At 51.7% G+C, this 18,096-nt stretch carries 17 protein-coding genes; 6 read left to right on the forward strand and 11 right to left on the reverse strand.

Features of this window, described 5'->3' with window-relative positions; all coding sequences use genetic code 11:
- The first annotated feature begins 7 nt into the window (after positions 1–7).
- Both ACFQ88_RS29485 and ACFQ88_RS29490 read left to right on the forward strand, forming a co-directional pair.
- Positions 8–337, forward strand: coding sequence for an ArsR/SmtB family transcription factor (locus tag ACFQ88_RS29485; protein ID WP_239630333.1), 330 nt, complete (start codon positions 8–10; stop codon positions 335–337).
- A complete protein-coding gene (locus ACFQ88_RS29490) occupies positions 318–782 on the forward strand; it encodes an SRPBCC family protein (protein WP_239630334.1) in 465 nt (154 codons plus the stop codon). Before ACFQ88_RS29485 ends, ACFQ88_RS29490 begins: the two co-directional genes overlap by 20 nt.
- 74 nt (positions 783–856) lie before the next feature.
- On the opposite strand, the gene ACFQ88_RS29495 is transcribed toward ACFQ88_RS29490, so the two are convergent.
- From ACFQ88_RS29495 to ACFQ88_RS29505, 3 genes are all read right to left on the reverse strand, one after another.
- Entirely contained in the window at positions 857–2,692 is a 1,836-nt protein-coding gene (locus tag ACFQ88_RS29495; RefSeq protein ID WP_379459918.1) for a WG repeat-containing protein, read from the reverse strand.
- 211 nt (positions 2,693–2,903) lie between these two features.
- Positions 2,904–4,943: an iron ABC transporter permease gene (locus tag ACFQ88_RS29500; protein ID WP_379459920.1), complete on the reverse strand. Its 2,040-nt coding sequence runs from the start codon at positions 4,941–4,943 to the stop codon at positions 2,904–2,906.
- Positions 4,944–4,963: 20 nt separating this feature from the next.
- Positions 4,964–5,971 carry an ABC transporter substrate-binding protein gene (locus ACFQ88_RS29505; RefSeq protein ID WP_379459922.1) on the reverse strand — a complete coding sequence of 336 codons (1,008 nt, stop codon included), beginning with the start codon at positions 5,969–5,971 and terminating at the stop codon, positions 4,964–4,966.
- A 235-nt stretch (positions 5,972–6,206) separates the two neighbouring features.
- Between ACFQ88_RS29505 and ACFQ88_RS29510 the strand changes: the two genes are divergently transcribed.
- Positions 6,207–6,422, forward strand: coding sequence for a YgaP family membrane protein (locus ACFQ88_RS29510; protein ID WP_239630337.1), 216 nt, complete (start codon positions 6,207–6,209; stop codon positions 6,420–6,422).
- A gap of 107 nt (positions 6,423–6,529) precedes the next feature.
- On the opposite strand, the gene ACFQ88_RS29515 is transcribed toward ACFQ88_RS29510, so the two are convergent.
- From ACFQ88_RS29515 to ACFQ88_RS29545, 7 genes are all read right to left on the reverse strand, one after another.
- Positions 6,530–7,099 carry a hydrolase gene (locus ACFQ88_RS29515; protein ID WP_379459925.1) on the reverse strand — a complete coding sequence of 190 codons (570 nt, stop codon included), beginning with the start codon at positions 7,097–7,099 and terminating at the stop codon, positions 6,530–6,532.
- Entirely contained in the window at positions 7,099–7,566 is a 468-nt protein-coding gene (locus tag ACFQ88_RS29520; protein ID WP_379459927.1) for a MarR family winged helix-turn-helix transcriptional regulator, read from the reverse strand. Before ACFQ88_RS29520 ends, ACFQ88_RS29515 begins: the two co-directional genes overlap by 1 nt.
- Positions 7,567–7,755: 189 nt before the next feature.
- Complete coding sequence (locus tag ACFQ88_RS29525) at positions 7,756–8,796, reverse strand: hypothetical protein (RefSeq protein ID WP_379459929.1); 1,041 nt, start codon at positions 8,794–8,796, stop codon at positions 7,756–7,758.
- 124 nt (positions 8,797–8,920) lie between these two features.
- Positions 8,921–10,150, reverse strand: coding sequence for an MFS transporter (locus ACFQ88_RS29530; protein ID WP_379459931.1), 1,230 nt, complete (start codon positions 10,148–10,150; stop codon positions 8,921–8,923).
- Between the two features lie 214 nt (positions 10,151–10,364).
- Positions 10,365–12,359: a carbohydrate-binding domain-containing protein gene (locus tag ACFQ88_RS29535; protein ID WP_379459933.1), complete on the reverse strand. Its 1,995-nt coding sequence runs from the start codon at positions 12,357–12,359 to the stop codon at positions 10,365–10,367.
- Between the two features lie 25 nt (positions 12,360–12,384).
- Positions 12,385–13,065, reverse strand: coding sequence for a DUF4956 domain-containing protein (locus tag ACFQ88_RS29540; protein ID WP_379459935.1), 681 nt, complete (start codon positions 13,063–13,065; stop codon positions 12,385–12,387).
- Complete coding sequence (locus ACFQ88_RS29545) at positions 13,058–13,801, reverse strand: polyphosphate polymerase domain-containing protein (protein ID WP_379459937.1); 744 nt, start codon at positions 13,799–13,801, stop codon at positions 13,058–13,060. The genes ACFQ88_RS29540 and ACFQ88_RS29545 overlap by 8 nt, the downstream gene beginning before the upstream one ends.
- 157 nt (positions 13,802–13,958) lie before the next feature.
- Between ACFQ88_RS29545 and ACFQ88_RS29550 the strand changes: the two genes are divergently transcribed.
- Positions 13,959–14,645, forward strand: a complete 687-nt coding sequence (locus ACFQ88_RS29550) for a response regulator transcription factor (RefSeq protein ID WP_379459939.1) — start codon at positions 13,959–13,961, stop codon at positions 14,643–14,645.
- Complete coding sequence (locus tag ACFQ88_RS29555) at positions 14,635–15,897, forward strand: sensor histidine kinase (protein ID WP_379459941.1); 1,263 nt, start codon at positions 14,635–14,637, stop codon at positions 15,895–15,897. The genes ACFQ88_RS29550 and ACFQ88_RS29555 overlap by 11 nt, the downstream gene beginning before the upstream one ends.
- A 129-nt stretch (positions 15,898–16,026) precedes the next feature.
- On the opposite strand, the gene ACFQ88_RS29560 is transcribed toward ACFQ88_RS29555, so the two are convergent.
- Positions 16,027–16,287, reverse strand: coding sequence for a hypothetical protein (locus tag ACFQ88_RS29560; protein WP_239630347.1), 261 nt, complete (start codon positions 16,285–16,287; stop codon positions 16,027–16,029).
- A gap of 748 nt (positions 16,288–17,035) precedes the next feature.
- On the opposite strand from ACFQ88_RS29560, the gene ACFQ88_RS29565 reads away from it, so the two are divergent.
- Positions 17,036–17,962, forward strand: a complete 927-nt coding sequence (locus ACFQ88_RS29565) for a C40 family peptidase (protein WP_379459943.1) — start codon at positions 17,036–17,038, stop codon at positions 17,960–17,962.
- The last annotated feature ends 134 nt before the right edge of the window (positions 17,963–18,096 follow it).

Genomic DNA, 18,096 nt, shown 5'->3' on the forward strand with positions numbered 1-18,096 from the left:
TAATGCCATGATAGATAAAGCCATTCACGCCTTAGCGGAACCGAGGCGCCGGGATATCTTATATCTCGTCCGTGATGGAGAGCTGCCCTCCAGCGCCATAGCATCGCATTTTGATATATCGGCACCAGCCATATCGCAGCATCTCAAAGTGTTGGAGGAAGCCGGGCTCGTCGTTGTCCGGCGCGCGGGCACCAAACGATTTTACGGGATTAGGAGGGAAGGGTTCGCCGAATTGAAGCAATATATTGAGAGCTTCTGGGATGACAGCTTGCTGCGCTTGAAAGAAGCCGCGGAAGAAGAAGAGAGGAGAAAGAATAATGCCAATGAACAGCAATGACACGATTGTGAAAGAGATTTTCATAGAATGCCGTCCAGAGACGTTGTTCACGTTTTTTACCGATTCCGACAAGCTGGTGCGCTGGATGGGACGCCACGTCTTGCTCGATCCCAGCATCGGCGGCAAATACCGCATCGACGTGAATGGCAGCGATATCGCCATGGGGGAATATAAGGAAATCATCCCGAACGAGAAGATCGTTATGTCCTGGGGCTGGGAAAAGTCGAAGCTTGTGCCTCCAGGCTCCAGCACCGTCGAGTTCAAGCTGACGGCGCAAGATAACGGTACCCTCTTGACGCTGACTCACTATGACCTGCCGGCCTCCGAGATCGCTTCGCATCAGCAGGGCTGGTCGCACTATATGCCGCGTATTCAGCAGTTGGCGCAAGGTCAAGACCCTGGCGTCGATCCTTGGTCCGAGCAAGCGATGCATGACAATAAATAAATGGTGAAGAACACGGATGTGCTGCCGTGGGGTCTGGGAGAAAAGCGAAAGAAGCAGCGACGGCTGCTTCTTTTTTATAACTCGTGTATAGCTGAAACCACAACCGTACGACCTGTCACATCAATATACGATTCAGTACCGTTGAGCTGTACTTTGGCCAATCCATTGTAAAACTCACTCGCCTTGTCGTATATGGGCGGGATAACCCAATCGCCATGCTTGTCGATATATCCCATGTTGCCTGGGCCCGACAACGACTTCACCGGTGCAATTCCTTGCCGGAAACTCCCCGCATATCCGAACTGCGGCTGGATGACCATGCTCCCCTTGGCATCGATGTATCCCCAGCCATTGCTATCCGGAAGCTGCACAGGAGCGAGTCCTTCCGAAAATTCAAGAGCTGCCTTGTACTTCGGCTCAATCTGTGTTGTTCCATTCCGATCGATATACCCATATAAGCCGGCAGGAGTCTGATCCTTCGTCACTGCAGCCAATCCTTCACTAAACGCCCTTGCACGGTCAAAAACAAAGGGAATCCGTTCCTTCCCTGCGGTATCGATATACCCCCACCGAGCGCCGCCTCTCGTGACCGCAAATAACCCTTCGCCATAAGGCGTTCCTGCAAATATATCATGCTTAAATTGAGGGGCGGCAATAAAGTTACCCTCTCGATCTATCAAGCCTTTCTTGAGATCGGTTAACGAATGATCGTCGGACGTAGATACAACGGCAATTTGATCTTCAAAAGGCTCAGCAAAAGTAAACATGCCAGGAAACAACGGCTTCCCCTGTTTATCGATGTATTGGGCGAACAGCCCGCCTTGGCTTTTCATCGTCACAGGTGCTGCTCCGGATTGAAAGGAGCCTGCAGCGTCATACTGCGGTTCTAGAACGATATTGCCTTTCAAATCGATATAGCCGTATTTCATGTGATTGTCCTTTCGCACCCCCACGACGGCCAAGTCATCGGAGAACGGTTCGGCGCTATCATATTGTGCAGGGACAATCATCGTACCGTACCGATCAATGTATCCGTATTTTCCATTCACATTCAGAGGGAAGAGCTGCCGCGGTACAGTCACATTGTACCTGCCAAGCATGTCGACTATGGTTAGGATTCGCTCTTGAGCCGCAGTATCGTTCCCCGCTTCTTGACTTATCTCGACCGCCAGCTCTAGCGGCGCCCGTCCTTTGGCATCCTGTACGCCGGCATCGGCCTTGGCATCCAGCAGCATTTGGAGAAGAACCGTGTCGTGCTTCTTCACCGCTTGATGCAGAGGATAATCCCCTTGAGCATTTCTTGAGTTGGTTTCCGCTCCCGCTTTTAACAAAGCTTCAGTCACAGCGGGAGAAATCGTCACGGCTAGCTCCAGCAAAGACTGCTGCGCTGCATCCGTATAGTTCGGGTACGCACCTTCGTCAAGAAGGGCTAGAACCTGCTTCTCATCGCCGTTCACAATGGCCCGTCGCAGCTTCTCCTCGTCGGTCGTCCCTAACCGGATCGTACGGGTCGGTTCATTCCACTCGACATCGCCTTCAAGACTCTCTCCGACGAAACGAAGCGGTACGAACGTTACCCCGTCGCTGATAGCCGGAGCCGCATCAAGCTCGACCGGCTTTTCATTAACGAGCGCTTCCCTTTGCCCCACTCTCAATGTGATAGTCGTCTTATGGTTTTTACCTTGGATAGTTTGTGCAGACTCATCCCATTGTACTGTCAATCCAATCCGTTCGAAAATCGGACGAAACGGCACCAGCGTCGTTCCGTTCTCGATAAAAGGAGGCTGCTCAAAGACCGCAGCTTGTCCGTTGACTATGACCGTGATGTCCTTCGGACTTTCGGCGAATAACCGCCCTCCAGGCAGCAGCAAAGCGGCGCAATATAGGGAAATGATTGTTTTTTTCAGCATAGATAGACTCCATCTTTGTCTTTGTAAAATTAAATGCTCATCTGTATCAAGCAATTCGACAAAAACCTATACATTTCCTTCCATTCCGACAGAATGGATAGAGCCAACGGTTAGAGAACAATCAAAGGCGAATTCGTTACGGCAAGCAGGAACAATCAAAAAAAAGCACCGGCCGCAAGAGCCGATGCTTCTTGTACTATATGAACTTCGCTTACTTCCGTACCGCGCTCCGGTACATCAGCATCAGCAAATAAGGCGTTCCGAGCAGAGCCACGACAATGCCCGCCGGAATTTCCTTCGGGGCAATGACCGTTTTGCCGATCAGATCGGCTGCGACAAGCAGCACGGCGCCGACCAGCGCAGACAGCACGACCGATCTGCGATGATGATGGCCGACCATCAACCGGACCGCGTGAGGGGCAAGCAGCCCGATAAAGCCGATGGAGCCGACACTAGAGGCTGCCGTTGCCGCCAGCGCTACGGCGATCACCGTCGCAATCAGGCGCATCCGCTCGAGCCTTAGCCCGAGGCCCAGCGAGACATGATCCCCGAAGGCCAGCAAATCCATTCTGCGGCCGAGCCACCAGGCAACCGGTCCCAATACGCCTGTGACGACGAGAAGCCGGAGAAACTCATCATAGCCACGCGCATATGTGCTGCCTGCAAGCCATGCCAACGCCGGTGCTGCGGCAATGCCGGACTTGATGACGAGGAACTGGATCCCTGCCGTTCCTATCGCTGATACGCCGATTCCCACCAAAATGAGCGCGACGGGGTTGAAGCCTTTGCGCCAGGAGAATAGGTAGACGCATGCCGCCGCCGCGGCTGCTCCGACGATGGCGCCCACCGGCAGCATCGCGGCCGGAGCCTGCGGCCATAGCACAAGGACCGCGAGCGCTCCGAATCCCGCTCCGGAGGTCACGCCAATGACGGAAGGGTCGGCCAGCGGATTCCGCACGGCCCCCTGCATCATCGATCCGGCGATCGCCAGCGCCGCGCCGGCAAAAGCCGCTACCAAGATGCGGGGAAGACGCAAATCGACGACAACGTTCCGCGCGAAGTCCTCGCCTCCGCCGAGTAACGTAAGCCAAACCTCGCTTACGGACAGCTTCAGCGTTCCCGACATGAGACCGACGACCATGAGAGCGAGTAATACAACCAGCATCCCGGCTACAAGCAGCGGATAAGGCGCTCGCTTCTGAATCGCGCCGACGCTCATCGAGGAGCCGCTGTCCTGGGATTCGCGTCCTTTCATGACGCGGATCACGAGCCATATGAGCCACGGCGCGCCGATCGCCGCCGTGACTGCTCCGGCCGGCAGCTCGCCGACCGAGCTGCGGAACATGCGGGCGATCGTATCCGCTCCGACCAGGATGACGGCGCCCCATAAGGCGCTTGCCGGCAGCAGGAGCAGATGGCGGCGCATGCCCAAGAGCCGCATCAAATGCGGCGCGATCAGCCCTACAAAGCCGATCGGGCCGACGACGCTAACCGTTACGCCCGCCAGCAGGACCGCTACCGCCATGCCCGAGAACCGGGCGGCGTCGACCTTTTGGCCGAGCGAGCGGGCGGTCTCGTCACCGAGCTCCAGCATGTCGAACGTCCGTGCATATACCATCACGTAGACGATTCCTGCAGCGATCCAAGGCCAGGCGTAGCTAACGCCGCTCCAGTCGTTCTGCACGAGCGACCCGGCTCCCCAGGCTAACAGCTGTGACGCCTGGGTTTCGAACAGCAGCTGGAGCGCGCTCGTGAAGGACGCCAAAACAAGGCCGACGATCATCCCGGCGACGGCCATCCGCACCGGCGTGCTTCGTTTGCCGCCGGCGATCCAGTATGTCATGGCCGCAGCCCCCAGCGCTCCGGCCAAGCCGAGCAGCAAAGGCGCCTCCGCCTTTAGGGCCGGGAAGAAGATGGCGGCCGCCATAATAACAAAGTAAGCGCCGGCATTCAGTCCGAACGTGGATGCCGATGCGAGCGGATTGCGCGTGACCGTCTGCAGCAGCGCGCCGCACACAGCGAGCGCAGCTCCGGCAAGAAGTCCCATAACGGCTCTCGGCAGACGGACTCCCCGAATCATATGATGGGCAGGGTTATCCTGCGGATTCGTGATCGCCCCGATCACATCCTGCAACGTAATGTCCGCTTCCCCGTACATTAAGCTTACAAAAAGGAGAGCAGCCAGCAAAACCAGGCCGCCCCCAAATACGAATGCCGTCCTGCCGCTTATGCGGACTGCATCTCTCGTCAAAGTATTTACTCTCATCGTTGTCATTTGGTCAGTGCGTTCGTAACGAGATCGACGATGGATTTGGCCGACAATGCCCCGCCGAACGTCCAAGTATTACCCGGCAGCTTAAAGGTCCGCTTTTCCTTCACGAACGTAAGTCCGTTCCACACCGCGTTATCCTTCAGCTGCTTCTCAAAAATATTATCGTTATCCTGCACGATATAAATGAAATTGGCGTTCTGAACAGCCGGCAGAGCCTCTACGCTCGTTGTTGCAAAGCCGTTGGATTCGAACTTATCCGATTTGAAGCTGTTTTTCAATCCCATCCGCTGCATAATTTGAATCAGCATCGAGTTATCGGTGAACATGCGCAGAACAGCGGCATTTTGCTGAGAGAAGGCTTGCGTCACGGCAACCTCCGCGCCTTCCTTGCCTTTCGCCTTCAGCTTGGCCTTAGCTTCATCGAACGATTTTTGCAAATCGCTCATCACCTTATCGGCTTCCGCTTTTTTGCCTACCAATTCAGCTACGGTTCTAAACGTTTTTTCCATTTCATCGAACTGATTGCCCGCTCCTTCGGCAGGATACGGATTGAAGGCGATCGTTGGAGCAATTTTGCTCAACGCCTCATAGCTGGATTTGATCCGGAAATCCGGTGCGATAATCAGGTCCGGCTTCAACGCGGCGATCGCTTCCAAGCTCGGTTCTGTACGCGTTCCTACGTCTGCTACATTTGCATCAAGCTGCGGCGGGATGTTGACCCAGGTTTTATAGCCTTTGATGTCCGCTATTCCTACAGGCTGAACGCCTACCGCCAGCAAATGCTCTACATGGGACCATTCCAGCGCCACGACGCGCTTCGCCGTCCCTTTCACCTCGGTCGTCCCGAGCGCATGCTTAATTGTCTTGCTGCCCGACGAAGCCTCTTGATTCGCACTTGGTGCAGCGGGCGCGGTTCCTTGACTCGTGTTGGTCTTGGCCCCGCATGCGGTTAAAAACATAAGCATAAGAGACAAGATGATGATTAACGGTTTGCCAATCGCTCTCATAAAGTGAATCCCCCTAAGAAATATGTATAAAAGCATGCCATTCATAACAGAAAGCATCGTGAGCAGATAACCACCATATGATAATGATTATCATTACCCAGTTGAAAATGATAATCGTTATCATGTTATTTGTCAATAGTTTCGCAGCGATTTGTCCGCTGGATTTCGCAATAAATTTATGGTCATGGGCACAATAATAGCTGAACTTTTATTTCCATTAGCGGAGGGCTTACTTGTGAAATGTAATGTGGGAAGGACGGAGCAGGCGATCCGAATCGCCGTTGGCTCAGGAATCGTTGCGGCTGGGATCGTGAACAAAAGCTGGTGGGGCTTATTGGGAGTAGCGCCTATCATTACGGGGGCCACCCGTTATTGCCCGCTTAATGCCGCATTAGGGATGAATCATTGCAAAGATTCCAAAGAAACCGATTCTCAGCTGGTAAGCAGCTAAACGTGCGACAGTGATGGTCAACAGACAGAATGGGGCATGCAGCTAAGCCCGCACAAAACAAAAGCACCGACCAAAGGTCCGTGCTTTTTGTTTTTATGAAATTGAACTTACTTGCTCTCGCTGATTTCCGATACGAATTGCTCCGTCGATCGTACTTTGCCTATTCTGGGGAAAATATATTTGCACGAGGCTTCATGCTCTTCCATGCTCATTGCAGTCATTGCGTCCGTGATAAGGATTTGGTGATAGCCCAGCTGAAAAGCTTCTCTCGCCGTACTTTCCACTCCGATATTGGTGGCAATGCCGCACAGTACAATCGTATCTATGCCCCTGCGGCGCAGCTGAAGATCCAGATCCGTTCCGAAAAAAGCCCCCCATTGACGCTTCGTGACAATATGATCATTGGCGGTCACTTCAAGCTGGGGATCCAGCTCGGCCCAGTCAGCTGGGCGCTGCATTGCTTGGACCGGGAGATCCGTCGCCGGCTTCAATGCATCCTTTCCATCGAGGAAATCGACTTTGACGAAAGAGATGAACCCTCCTTTTTGACGAAAAAGCTTCACGAGCCGGGCTGCCTTCTCGACAACTTCCTGACAGCCGGGCCGGCTTACGATGCCTTTTTGCAAATCGATAATGACTAGTGCCGTTTTCTGAAAATCGATGTTTAGCGGATTCATTAGGTTCCCTCCGTATTGTGCGATGATTTCAGCTGTTTCCGCCGTTCGATCGACCGGTTCAGCCTTGCCAGCAGCTGCGAAAATTGCTCAAGCTCCTGATCCGTCCAATCCTCCAGCAGCTCGCTGTAGGCATCCAAACGGGCAAGCTTGGCGGCGATAAGAGCTTCTTTCCCTGAGTCGGTAATTTCAACTACATTAACCCTCGCATCCTCGGAATCGGAGTAACGCCGCGCCCAGCCCTTGGCTTCCAAAGCGGCTATTTGCCTGCTGACCGTCGAGTTGTCCAATTGAAACGCCTCGGATATTGCTCCATTAGCCGAAGAGCCCTCCCGATCCAGCCATTTCAGCAGCAGGTATGCCGACCTGTCCATGGAATGGGCCGCCCCGTCGAGCGTCCGTTTGAAATCAGCCCGCCGGAGCAGTAAGACGACTTCGTGCTCAATATGTTCATAGAAATCGTTTCTCATACTTTTCCTTCCCAATGAACTATAAAATGCTTTCTTCTCATCAAGATATCTGTATTATACAACGATTTATCTGTATGATACAAATAGTTTGCATGAAGCTATCCTAATAAAAGAGCACCGATTCCTATTGGAACGGTGCCTTGTAAACTTTGCGTTTTGATGCGCTAGCCTGCCGATAGACTGCACATTTTATCGAATCGTAATTTCACGACCGCCGCGGTTGATATCGGACTCATTTACCGTCTCAGTCTGTGCCGTGCCGTTCTCCGAATAGCTGATCGAGATAGGCGTGACCAATCGGGCCATATACGTGCCTGCAGGAACTTGTCGGCCGTTCAGATCCTTTTGATTCCAATAGGCTCGCAGCGTTTTGGAGCTTCCTGCGACGTCAAATGCTCCTTCAAGGCCAGGAAGGGTCGTTCTCCATACCACTTCCTGATTACCGGTATCATAGAGTGAGACGCCATCCGGCACTCTGCGAACCTCCAGCTCCAAGGATACCGGCTTATTTAAGGATATCCGCTGCTCTCTGGTATTCGTTGCAGTGAAGCCGAACACCATCGTATGGCCTTTGTCAAAAAACGCAGTGCCGCTTTCCGTAACGGTTGCGTTCGTATAATCCACACCCCAGTGCACATTGAGCGGGTCGCCATAAATACGAGTCCCCACTTCGAGCTGGACATCATTCCATTGGTTGTCTTGTTTCCATGTACCGATCTTCAATCCGGACAGCGCATCCCATTGGGTATCGATATGAAATGTGTCGTGAGTGAATCTCCAGGTCATGGGGAAATAAGTAATCCCTCTGAAATTAAAGACCGGAAATTCCTCCTGAGCATTCTCAATCCGCATGCCGTTCACTGCAATAGGATAGGAGGGAAGCACAGCCTGATATTCCTTAGCGAAATCGTTGTTTCCCGACGGATCCTGACTCCAGCTGCCGGGGGTACTCTTATTGATCTCCAGCCCTTTAACCGAATCCCATTGGATGGCAAGACCTAACGCTTTGCTATAGTCCCAAGTCATAGGGAAATACGTAATATCTTTATACATCAGCAATGGATACGCAGCATGCTTGTTGTCGATGAAGCTCCCGTTCACTTCCACCGGAAACGTTGGGATTTTGACCCTTATATCCGCCTTGCTTTCCGCATGAACGGCTCCGGGAATCGGTATAACCTGCAGGGCGACAAGTGCTATCAGGAATGCTGGCAACCATCTTTTTTTCATAGAGACCTCCCGCTGATCGGTGAATGAATTTCACTATCCATTAAACAGTAGAGGATAGAGATGAATCTGTACATGGCCGATTATTTCCTGGTTCGGAACCATTCCATTCAGTTGACCGGGATGCTTACTTGTCTGCAAAAGTCCGCAGCCTCCGGAGCTGCGGGAATAGATACATCCACATTCCGGCGATCACTATGGTTCCAACGCCTCCTACGACAGTAGCGTTAACAGCTCCGATAAATCCTGCCAGCGTACCGGACTCGAATTCGCCCAATTGATTGGAGGTTCCTACGAAAAGCGAATTGACAGCACTCACTCGGCCGCGCATTTCATTCGGCGTGTTCAGCTGCACGAGAGTAGAACGAATGACGACGCTGATGACGTCCGAAGCACCTAGGAAGAACAAGGCTGCCAACGATACGTACAGGCTTGTCGACAAGGCAAAGACGATAGTGGCTAATCCAAAAACGCCCAGCGCCCCGAACAAAATAGGTCCAAGCGCACGGGTTAGCGGATAGTGGGCCAGCACAAGCGACATCAATAAGGCGCCGACCGCCGGTGCGGACCTCAGAAGTCCCAGCCCCCAAGGTCCCGTATGTAAAATATCCTGCGCAAAGATCGGCAATAGCGCCGTCGCACCGCCGAGCAATACCGCGAAGAGATCGAGCGAAATGGTGCCTAATATCACTTTATGACGGAACACAAAGACGAGACCCGAGAAAATGGAACGGACTGTCAGCGGCTCCAGACTGCGGGCGCTCCGCTCTTTACGGATCATAGAAATAAGGACGGCTGCGGACAGCAGCGCCACGGCCGATGTGCTGTACACGAACGCAGGGCCTATCGAGTACAGCACGCCGCCCAGCGACGGCCCCAATATTTGCGCCGTTTGACCGGCCGAGGCCGACCAGGCGGACGCTTGCGGGAGCATCTCCTTCGGTACGAGCTCCGGGATAAGCGCGGCAAGCGTAGGCCCTTCAAAAGCCCGGCAAGCGCCGATCAGGGCCGCAGCCAGCAGGATTTGCTCGCGGCCGAGCCAGCCCGCATGATTTCCATAAACAAGCAGCACAGCGACTATCCCTTCAAAGATCATGCACAAGACAACGATGTTCCGGCGATCGAACCGGTCCGCAACTTGACCGACGATCAATGTGAGCAGCATCATCGGCACAAACTGTGCCAGACCCACCAGGCCGAGACTGAAGGCGTCGTTGGTCAGCGCGTACATCTGCCACCCGATGGCAACGGAAAGCATCTGGAACGAGGTCGTCGATAAGATGCGGGCCGCCCATGCTTTCGCGAAGGACGGCTGCCTCATGACAGACGGATTGGATTGCGACAAAGCGCGACTCACGACCTTTCCTATACAAGTACAATAAATGATAGCATATTATGCGGCTTGTAGAGTCTGCGGTGTAAAAATAAAGTTGGGCTGCTGGCTCGCCAAAACACAGCAAAAAGCACCGACTTGTGCGAGTCGGTGCCCTCTTGGTTAGCACGTTCACGGCGGCTCGATCCTTGATCCCTTCTGCCGTGTACCTTTCTTCTTGCCGGGAAGCTATAGTCCGTTATGGCTGCTTCATGTCGCCGCGCCCCTGATTATTTCCGCCTTGCCCGTTAGGCCTTGCGCCTCCGCCGGGACCGCCGCCTGGACCTCCTCCGAACCCTCCGGGTCCGCCGCTTCTGGCAGTGGTAACCCCCGACTCATTCAGCCAAGTCGTTATATTGGCAACGGTGAATTCCACCGTCTTCGTTCCTCCGGTATACAGCGAGTAGGCAGCATCCTTCTTGAGCTCCGGAGAACCAATGACGACGGTCTGGAAGCTTTTATCCGGCGTCAGGCTTGCAATGGTTTTGCCGTCCTTGTCTTTGAGCTCGACAACGGTTCCTGCCTTTTGCGACTGGGAGTACGTCATGAGAATGGAATGCTGTGACGATGAATCCGACGGGGCTTGAGCCATGCCCGAGCTTCCGGCTGCCATCAGCAGGCCGCCCGTCAATTCGAAGGTGCCATCATAATCCAATGCACCGTTGCCATTCTCTGTCGGTCCGCTCACTACTACGTTACCGCCTGACATAATGATGGAGCCGTTCGAATCCAGTCCGTCGCCGGTGGAATTTACGTACAAGCTGCCGCCGGTAATCGTGAGCTTGTTGTTGGAGGACGCAGCGCTGAAATTGTTTTGCCCTGGACGTCCGTTCGTCGACGAACCGTCCGCCCCTCCGGCAACATTAATGCCGTCATCGCTTGCCGTCACCTTGATATCTCCGCCCGAGATCGTAATGTTTGAGCCCACGATCCCCTCATAGCTCTTGGCAATCTGAATGGTGCCGCCGCTGATTACAACCGAGGAATCGGCGTGGATGCCATCGTCGCCGGAAGTGACGGCAAACTCTCCGCCGGCAATGGTGACACTGTTATTGCTGTGAATCGCATCGTCGGCGGAATCCATTGTGAACGTCCCCTTCGCAATGGTAATAGCCGTGCCTGCTTTGATCGCTTTACCGCTCGTCGACTCCGCAGATTCTGTTGATTGTGTCGGCTCTGTCGATGGTGCCGTTGGCGCTGCAGCCTGATTATCCATCGGTCTTCCCCCCGAACCTCTCATCCCGCCGTTCATTTCACTCGGCTTGGCAACGGCGTTCGCACTGCCGCCGCCGGACGAGATTGTATAGGAGCCTCCGTTCATCTGCACATGGGTTACGGCCTGGATTCCGTCCTTCCCTGCTTTGATAGAGAATGTACCGGCATCGATAGCTATTAGCCCTTTAGAAGCATCCGTATCGTTGGTCGATTTGATGCCGTCACCCGCAGCTTCGATTGTGAGGGTGCCATCTTTGATCGCTACCAAATCCCTTCCCATCACACCATCATCAGCCGCATGGACCGTGATGGAGCCTCCGGTCATTTTCAGATCATCCTTACTGGTTATGCCATTGTTATAGTTCCCTTGAACGGTCAGAGCACCGCTCCCATTGAACGTCAGATCATCTTTACTGAAAATCGCCGCATTAGGTTCGCCGCTGTCTGCGTCCACCGTTGTATATTGAGCCGCATCGGCCACATCGTTCTTCGTGCCTTCCTGGAGCGTAATGATCGCTTTATCCGCTTGCTTCACATAGATCGCCGAACCTTCATTGCTGTGAATCGAGACTCCGTTCAGCACAAGCCTTACCTTGGCCTCCTTCGGAGCATCGACGATAACCTGCCCCTGCTCCCATTGGCCGCTTAATACATAGGTGCCTGCGGCCGTGATGGTTACGGTCCGATCCTTCGACTCGGCTCCCTGCCCCTTGATTGCGGCGCCGGATTCGCTGAGCTCAATATAGATGGGATTGGATGCCTTCCAATCGGTATACTCGTCATTCTCGCTGAAAGTGACAGGCGTTGGCGCCGCGGATGCTTGAACCGCTGCAGTCGATGCCGAAGCCGAAGCCGCGGTGTTCTGGGCAGCGGCTGCATTATTTGCGGTGGACGCCGCATCTTGGCAGGCTGGCAGCATCATGGCGGACAAAAGCGCCAGGAACAAAAATTTGCTTTTATGCTTATTGTACTTAGTCATAGGGAGTCCTCCATTTACTTTGAGATTAATAGTCCGCTGTTTCCGGACTCATCGATAAGGTAATATTCAGATTTCCGTTTCTGCATCGTAAAGCGTCGATCAGTTCCTTTTGGCTCGTATTCGGGTTCATCGTGACCACATAAACGAGCTCGAAGAGACTGCCCAGCTCGGTTGTTTTCACCTTTTTCAGCTCGTGGCTGACTGCAAATTTTTGAAACACTTCCTGGAACGCTTCCTCATAGCCCAAATCCTCGGGCACCGTTATTTTCAATAGCTTTTGCGAGCTTCGCTTCTCGCCGAATTTGAACTTGTGCAGCACTACCATCAGCACGCACAAAACAATAGTGAACAGCACCGCATAACCGTACATGCCGACGCCGCAGGCGAGACCTGTAGCCATCGTAAACAGCACATAAGCAATATCCTTCGGATCGCCCGGCGCGCTTCGGAAGCGGATAATGGAGAAGGCTCCGGCAAGGCTGAACGCTCTAGCCACGTTGTTCCCGATAAGAAGAATGATGACGGCGATAATCGAAGGAATCAGAATCATGGTCAGCGCGAAATTTTGGGAATAAGATTGCTTGCTCGTTTTCATATAAGTGACGCTGATAATGGCCCCCATAAGGAAGGAGATGACTATCGTTAGAATAGCGTTGGTAAAAGTAAGGGTTGAGTCGGCGGTTCCCGCAAAAATAGATTCAAGCATATGCAAGTTCTCCTTTCGTTTGCTGTTGCTGCTTTCGCATTTTCATATATTCATTGCCGTACTTCGAGAAGCTTGTTCGGAACATGCTGTGCTCCGACAGAAGCCGGGCGAGCCAGACCGGGATCGTTTTTTCCGCCTTGACCTCCATGAGCCATTGACCTTCGTCCAGCAGCGGTTCGCCATGATCGCCGCTCTCCAGCAGCAAGTCGTGTCGCCTGGACCGAATATTACGGTCGAACGTAATGCGCAAATCCCGGCTTTCCTTGCAAAACATCGCAATCCGGTCATAAGCCAAGTACACCTTCGGCTCCAGCGTATACCGCTGCAAGAAGTATTCAATCTCATTAAGCACCTGATTGTTCATATAGCTTTCAAGCTCCGGCTTGATCCCCGTACGGACAAATTCGTAGGCTTCGTTCGTCTTGAGAGCGCTTCGCCTTTTATTTACGAGCCCATGCACCTTTTTCTTCAACTCCAGATATACCTTGGAGCCGGGCGCCGGAACGCCGTATGCGCGAAGCCTGAGCTTCTCTTTATACTTTGGTTTCGAAAGCGACTTGCGAATTAAAGCATGGTCTTGCGTATCGAAGTAAATATTAGTGATGGAATAAAACGTATGCTTCCGGTTATACTCATCCAATTCCATATACTCCAGCAGCTTATCGTGAATCGTCCGGAATGCTGCATCGTCAAGCAAATACTTGTTCTCATATCGGTTGAACACCTCGATGGCCATTCTCACCGCCCCTTTCTAAATCTTGTCTCGTTGGATGGCTCTATCTTAGGGCGCTAACCTTTAACGAATCTTAAATGACGGGTTTAAGGTTCATTAAAGGTCCGAAATGCTATAATACCCCTATGACAACAGGCAGCTGGCCGAAAGGAAGAAAACGATGAGAATACTAATAGTAGAAGATGAGGCGCATTTGGCGGAAGCTCTTGCCCAGATTTTGCGAAAGCATCATTATTCCGTCGACGTAGTTCATGACGGCACTTCCGGACTGGACTATGCCCACAGCGGCATATATGATCTGCTGCTGCTGGATATCATGCTTCCCGGCATGAGCGGCCTTTCAATATTACAGACGATTCGCAAAGAAGGAATATCGACTCCGGTGATCTTGCTGACTGCGAGAGGAGAAACCTCCGACAAGGTGTCGGGACTGGATTACGGAGCTGACGACTATATCGCCAAGCCGTTCATAACCGAAGAATTGCTGGCCCGCATACGCGCGGCGCTTCGGCGCAAAGGCGAGATGGTTACGGAAAATACGCTGCAATACGGCGATATGGAGCTGAATACGGCGACTATGAAGCTGTCCTGCGGGGGCAAGGAAATGAAGCTTATCCTGAAGGAAAGCAACCTGCTGGAGCTGTTGATCCTGAGGAAGCAGGCGGTTACGCCTAAAGAAATGATTATCGAGAAGCTGTGGGGCTTCGATTCCGAGGCGGAGCATAATAATGTGGAGGTGTATATTTCTTTTTTGAGGAAGAAGCTTGTCCACTTGAATTCCAATGTAGGAATTAATACCATTCGCGGAGTCGGCTATGTGCTGGAGGTGAAGGGCAGTGTTTCGTAAGCTGCGAAATAAGTTCCTTCTGCTGAACATGGTCACCATCTCGGTCATGATGCTTCTGGCTTTCGCCTGCATTTATTTCATTATGTATCAAAATGTAAGCCGCGATATCGATATGGAGCTGCACCGGGAGGCGGATATCGGACGGAAATCGGGCAATATGGGCGGCCCGCCGAAGTCCGGCAATCCCATTGCCGAGCCTGGCAAAGGCGATAGGCAGCCTATGGCCCGCTCCATTTCCTTCATGCTCATTACCGATAGCCAGGGGACGATCAAAAGCACCCGCTCCAGCTTCGCGCTGGCCGAGGACAATTATCAGGAGGCAGCGAAGGCGGCCTTGTCCGGTAATGACCAGCAGGGTAAATTCAAGCTGGAGGACACTTCCTGGGCTTACCAAGTCCAAAAGCTTCCCGACGGCTTCGCTATCTCATTTCTGGATGTTACGGCTCAGCAGGCCTTTCTGACCAACCTGATCTATGCTTTTCTGCTTGTAGCGTTCGTTATGCTCTTCATCATATTCTTCACCAGCCGCTATTTCGCCAATCGTTCGATTGAGCCGGTGCAAGAGGCATTCGATAAGCAAAAGCAGTTCATCGCCGACGCTTCGCATGAGCTCAAGACGCCGCTGGCTGTCATCAACACTAACGTAGACGTATTGTTAGCTCATTCGGATGATACCATCCAGAATCAGTCCAAATGGCTCACGTTTATCAAATCGGAATCCGAGCGGATGGCGAAGCTCACGAACGACTTGCTCTATTTGGCGCAGATTGATCAAGCGAACACCGGCGTGATGATGGCCCCTTTTGATGCAAGCGATGCAGTGGAGCAGGTTGTGCTGACGATGGAAGCCGTTATTTTCGAGCGCGATCTTCATCTCTCCTACGAGATTGAACCCGGATTGAAAATCCGCGGCAGTCTGGAGCAGTTCAAGCAAGTGGTCATGATCCTGCTGGACAATGCCATGAAATATACAAGCCCTAACGGCTCTGTAGAGATTGAGATGAGAAAACGCCATCAGCATATGGAGCTAAGCGTTACCAATTCGGGGGAAGCGATTTCCGAGGAGCATTTGGCTCGGATTTTCGATCGATTCTATCGCACCGATCCATCCCGTACGCGCAGCCAAGGCGGCTATGGGCTTGGACTTGCTATCGCCAAAGCCATCGTCGATCAGCATAAGGGCCGCATTTATGCCAAAAACAAAAAGGATCACAAGGTCGCGTTCGTCGTCGAGCTCCCGCTTCACTCGTGAGGCAATACAAAATCCACATCTTCCTATCCGATGTGGATTTATTTTGGATACAAGTAAGGGGTTGTCCCCCCGTTCTTGCTCCACTGTATTTAATTCCAGCTACATAGCGGCGTCGTCCGGACTATTGAATTACTCTTCGTTCTCCTCCACCGTAACGGCAAATACCAATCTCGCCACACATTCAAAGCAATTAGCTACGATGACAGTGACCAGTGTAGTGCCCGGATTGCGGCCGGTAACCGATGCACTTGTTCTATCGTTGGAACAAGTAGCAATCGAACAGTTCATGCTCGTGCAGTTTAAAATAAATTGCCCGTTTCTAAGAGGAATAGGTAACTTAACCGTATCGCCGACGGAAACGGTTATTTTTCTTGTATGGTTGTTTCCCATTCTTCTCACCTCCTTCTGAATTATTCTATGAAAATCTGCTAGAACCGGCTTGTACCTTTGTCATGCTAAGTGAAAAGAATTCATTTCTGGAGCTGGGTTTGAGCCCCGAAAATACCCAAGAATTTCGATGCTTCTTCACTGTATGAACGGGTTGCTTTGCCTATGAGAAGACGAGTTGTAAAATGCCAAAAAGAAGCTTGGCCACACCTGTTGGCAAAGCTTCTTTTCGTGTTTATGGTGCGCGTCCAGCTGGAGATGAACCGCTGCCGGGTGGGTAGGCAAACTACCCGTTTCGGACATCGGATCGGGTCATGGATTTCAAGGCGCCGACCTTACCTTGTCATTTGTTCTTTTCTATAAGATGTTTGTTGATTCTAGTAAAAATAAGAGAGGGGAAGCTCCTTGAGCTTGAATGAATAAGCTTGCAAATATCATAGCCATTTTTCTTATCTAAGTGCATTAACAATGGCGTTGACCCATACGTTCTGCTGATCAGGCCAAATCCGTAGCCCTCAATTTTGTATACATGATTTTCCTTCACACTTGAACGTTTTTTCAAGACCTCGCTTTTCTCCCATTCGTCCGCAAAAATCAAATAAACGTTAGATAAAAAACAAAGCTCATCGTCTCCTTGATAAAAAGCACCGACCAATTAGATCGATATTTTTTTCATTTAACCATAAAAACCCGCACGAATATCTTAAAAAGCTTCAAGGAATATTAAACATACATGAAGGGGGAGTTCTGATTGAGAAATTCAAAAAAGACAGGAAAAGTGCTTTTTGTTTCGATGCTTTTGCTATTTTCCGTTACAGGTTGTACTTCGAACCGTCACGGGGCTTTACCACCAGGAAATTCAACAGGTACAGGCGGGGGGCAGACGGTCGCACAAAGCACTCCTCCCCATACGAACAATGCTCCTCGTTATATTGGGGTCACAAAAACAGACTATGATGAAGCTGCAAAAGAAGCCAGGATAGAAGTTCAATCGGTAAATGAGTCGGATCTTCAAAATAATAATAATGAGGGTATCTTGGATACTGCTATTCCTGAAGGAATTGTAAATTTCGCCACCTCACAACTTCCTGGAAAAACTGTAAATCGTATTCGAGTAAAACATACTGGTTCTGGCGCTGAGTTGTTCAATCTCCCTGTCACCGATTCAAGTAATTCTGCTCAAAGTGGAAACAGGTTTCAAGCTCAACAATTTACTGGAAACACAAGCACCCCTCTCCCTCCTCCAGGAGTAGAAATGGATAAAAACATTCAGCCACTGGCTTCGTTAAATGCAAGCTCGGAAGCAAAAGTCGCTGCCCTTCGTAAGATAGCCGAATCTAAGCTCGGTATGCCTTATGTTTGGGGTCACAATGAAGACCGCGGAGAGTATGGATTTGATTGTTCAAACTACACCTCGTATGTCTATCATCATGCTCTAGGATATTCGTTTACCACTAGCAGCCGAAATCAATACAGTTCAGTAGGTAAACCTGTACCCTTCAGTGACATGAGACCTGGTGATTTGTTAGCTTTTAAAGAAGGGGCGCATGTGGGTATTTATATGGGTGACGGACAGATGATACAGATGGGCGGCGGCACTGGTAAATGCTCCTATCTTCCGGTAACACCGGATTCGTTTTGGTATGGTGAGCTCTCTTCTGTTAAACGGATGTTTTAAACCATTAAGAAAAGCCGTTAGCGTTAGCTGCTGACGGCTTTTAGTGTTCTAAGTCGATTCGTGATTGAGTCTAGAAATCTCCCATCTTTCTGCTTAGGACGCCTACTCAACGAAGATAACCTTAGTTCGATACT

It is taken from the genome of Paenibacillus sp. NPDC056579 (assembly GCF_042793215.1).
GTDB lineage: Bacteria > Bacillota > Bacilli > Paenibacillales > NBRC-103111 > Paenibacillus_S.

Excerpts from the sequence above, each read along its gene's own strand:
- ACFQ88_RS29485 (WP_239630333.1), top strand. The coding sequence starts at position 8 with ATGATAGATAAAGCCATTCACGCCTTAGCGGAACCGAGGCGCCGGGAT.
- ACFQ88_RS29490 (WP_239630334.1), top strand. The coding sequence starts at position 318 with ATGCCAATGAACAGCAATGACACGATTGTGAAAGAGATTTTCATAGAA.
- ACFQ88_RS29495 (WP_379459918.1), bottom strand. The coding sequence starts at position 2,692 with ATGCTGAAAAAAACAATCATTTCCCTATATTGCGCCGCTTTGCTGCTG.
- ACFQ88_RS29505 (WP_379459922.1), bottom strand. The coding sequence starts at position 5,971 with ATGAGAGCGATTGGCAAACCGTTAATCATCATCTTGTCTCTTATGCTT.
- ACFQ88_RS29515 (WP_379459925.1), bottom strand. The coding sequence starts at position 7,099 with ATGAATCCGCTAAACATCGATTTTCAGAAAACGGCACTAGTCATTATC.
- ACFQ88_RS29520 (WP_379459927.1), bottom strand. The coding sequence starts at position 7,566 with ATGAGAAACGATTTCTATGAACATATTGAGCACGAAGTCGTCTTACTG.
- ACFQ88_RS29525 (WP_379459929.1), bottom strand. The coding sequence starts at position 8,796 with ATGAAAAAAAGATGGTTGCCAGCATTCCTGATAGCACTTGTCGCCCTG.
- ACFQ88_RS29535 (WP_379459933.1), bottom strand. The coding sequence starts at position 12,359 with ATGACTAAGTACAATAAGCATAAAAGCAAATTTTTGTTCCTGGCGCTT.
- ACFQ88_RS29540 (WP_379459935.1), bottom strand. The coding sequence starts at position 13,065 with ATGCTTGAATCTATTTTTGCGGGAACCGCCGACTCAACCCTTACTTTT.
- ACFQ88_RS29545 (WP_379459937.1), bottom strand. The coding sequence starts at position 13,801 with ATGGCCATCGAGGTGTTCAACCGATATGAGAACAAGTATTTGCTTGAC.
- ACFQ88_RS29550 (WP_379459939.1), top strand. The coding sequence starts at position 13,959 with ATGAGAATACTAATAGTAGAAGATGAGGCGCATTTGGCGGAAGCTCTT.
- ACFQ88_RS29560 (WP_239630347.1), bottom strand. The coding sequence starts at position 16,287 with ATGGGAAACAACCATACAAGAAAAATAACCGTTTCCGTCGGCGATACG.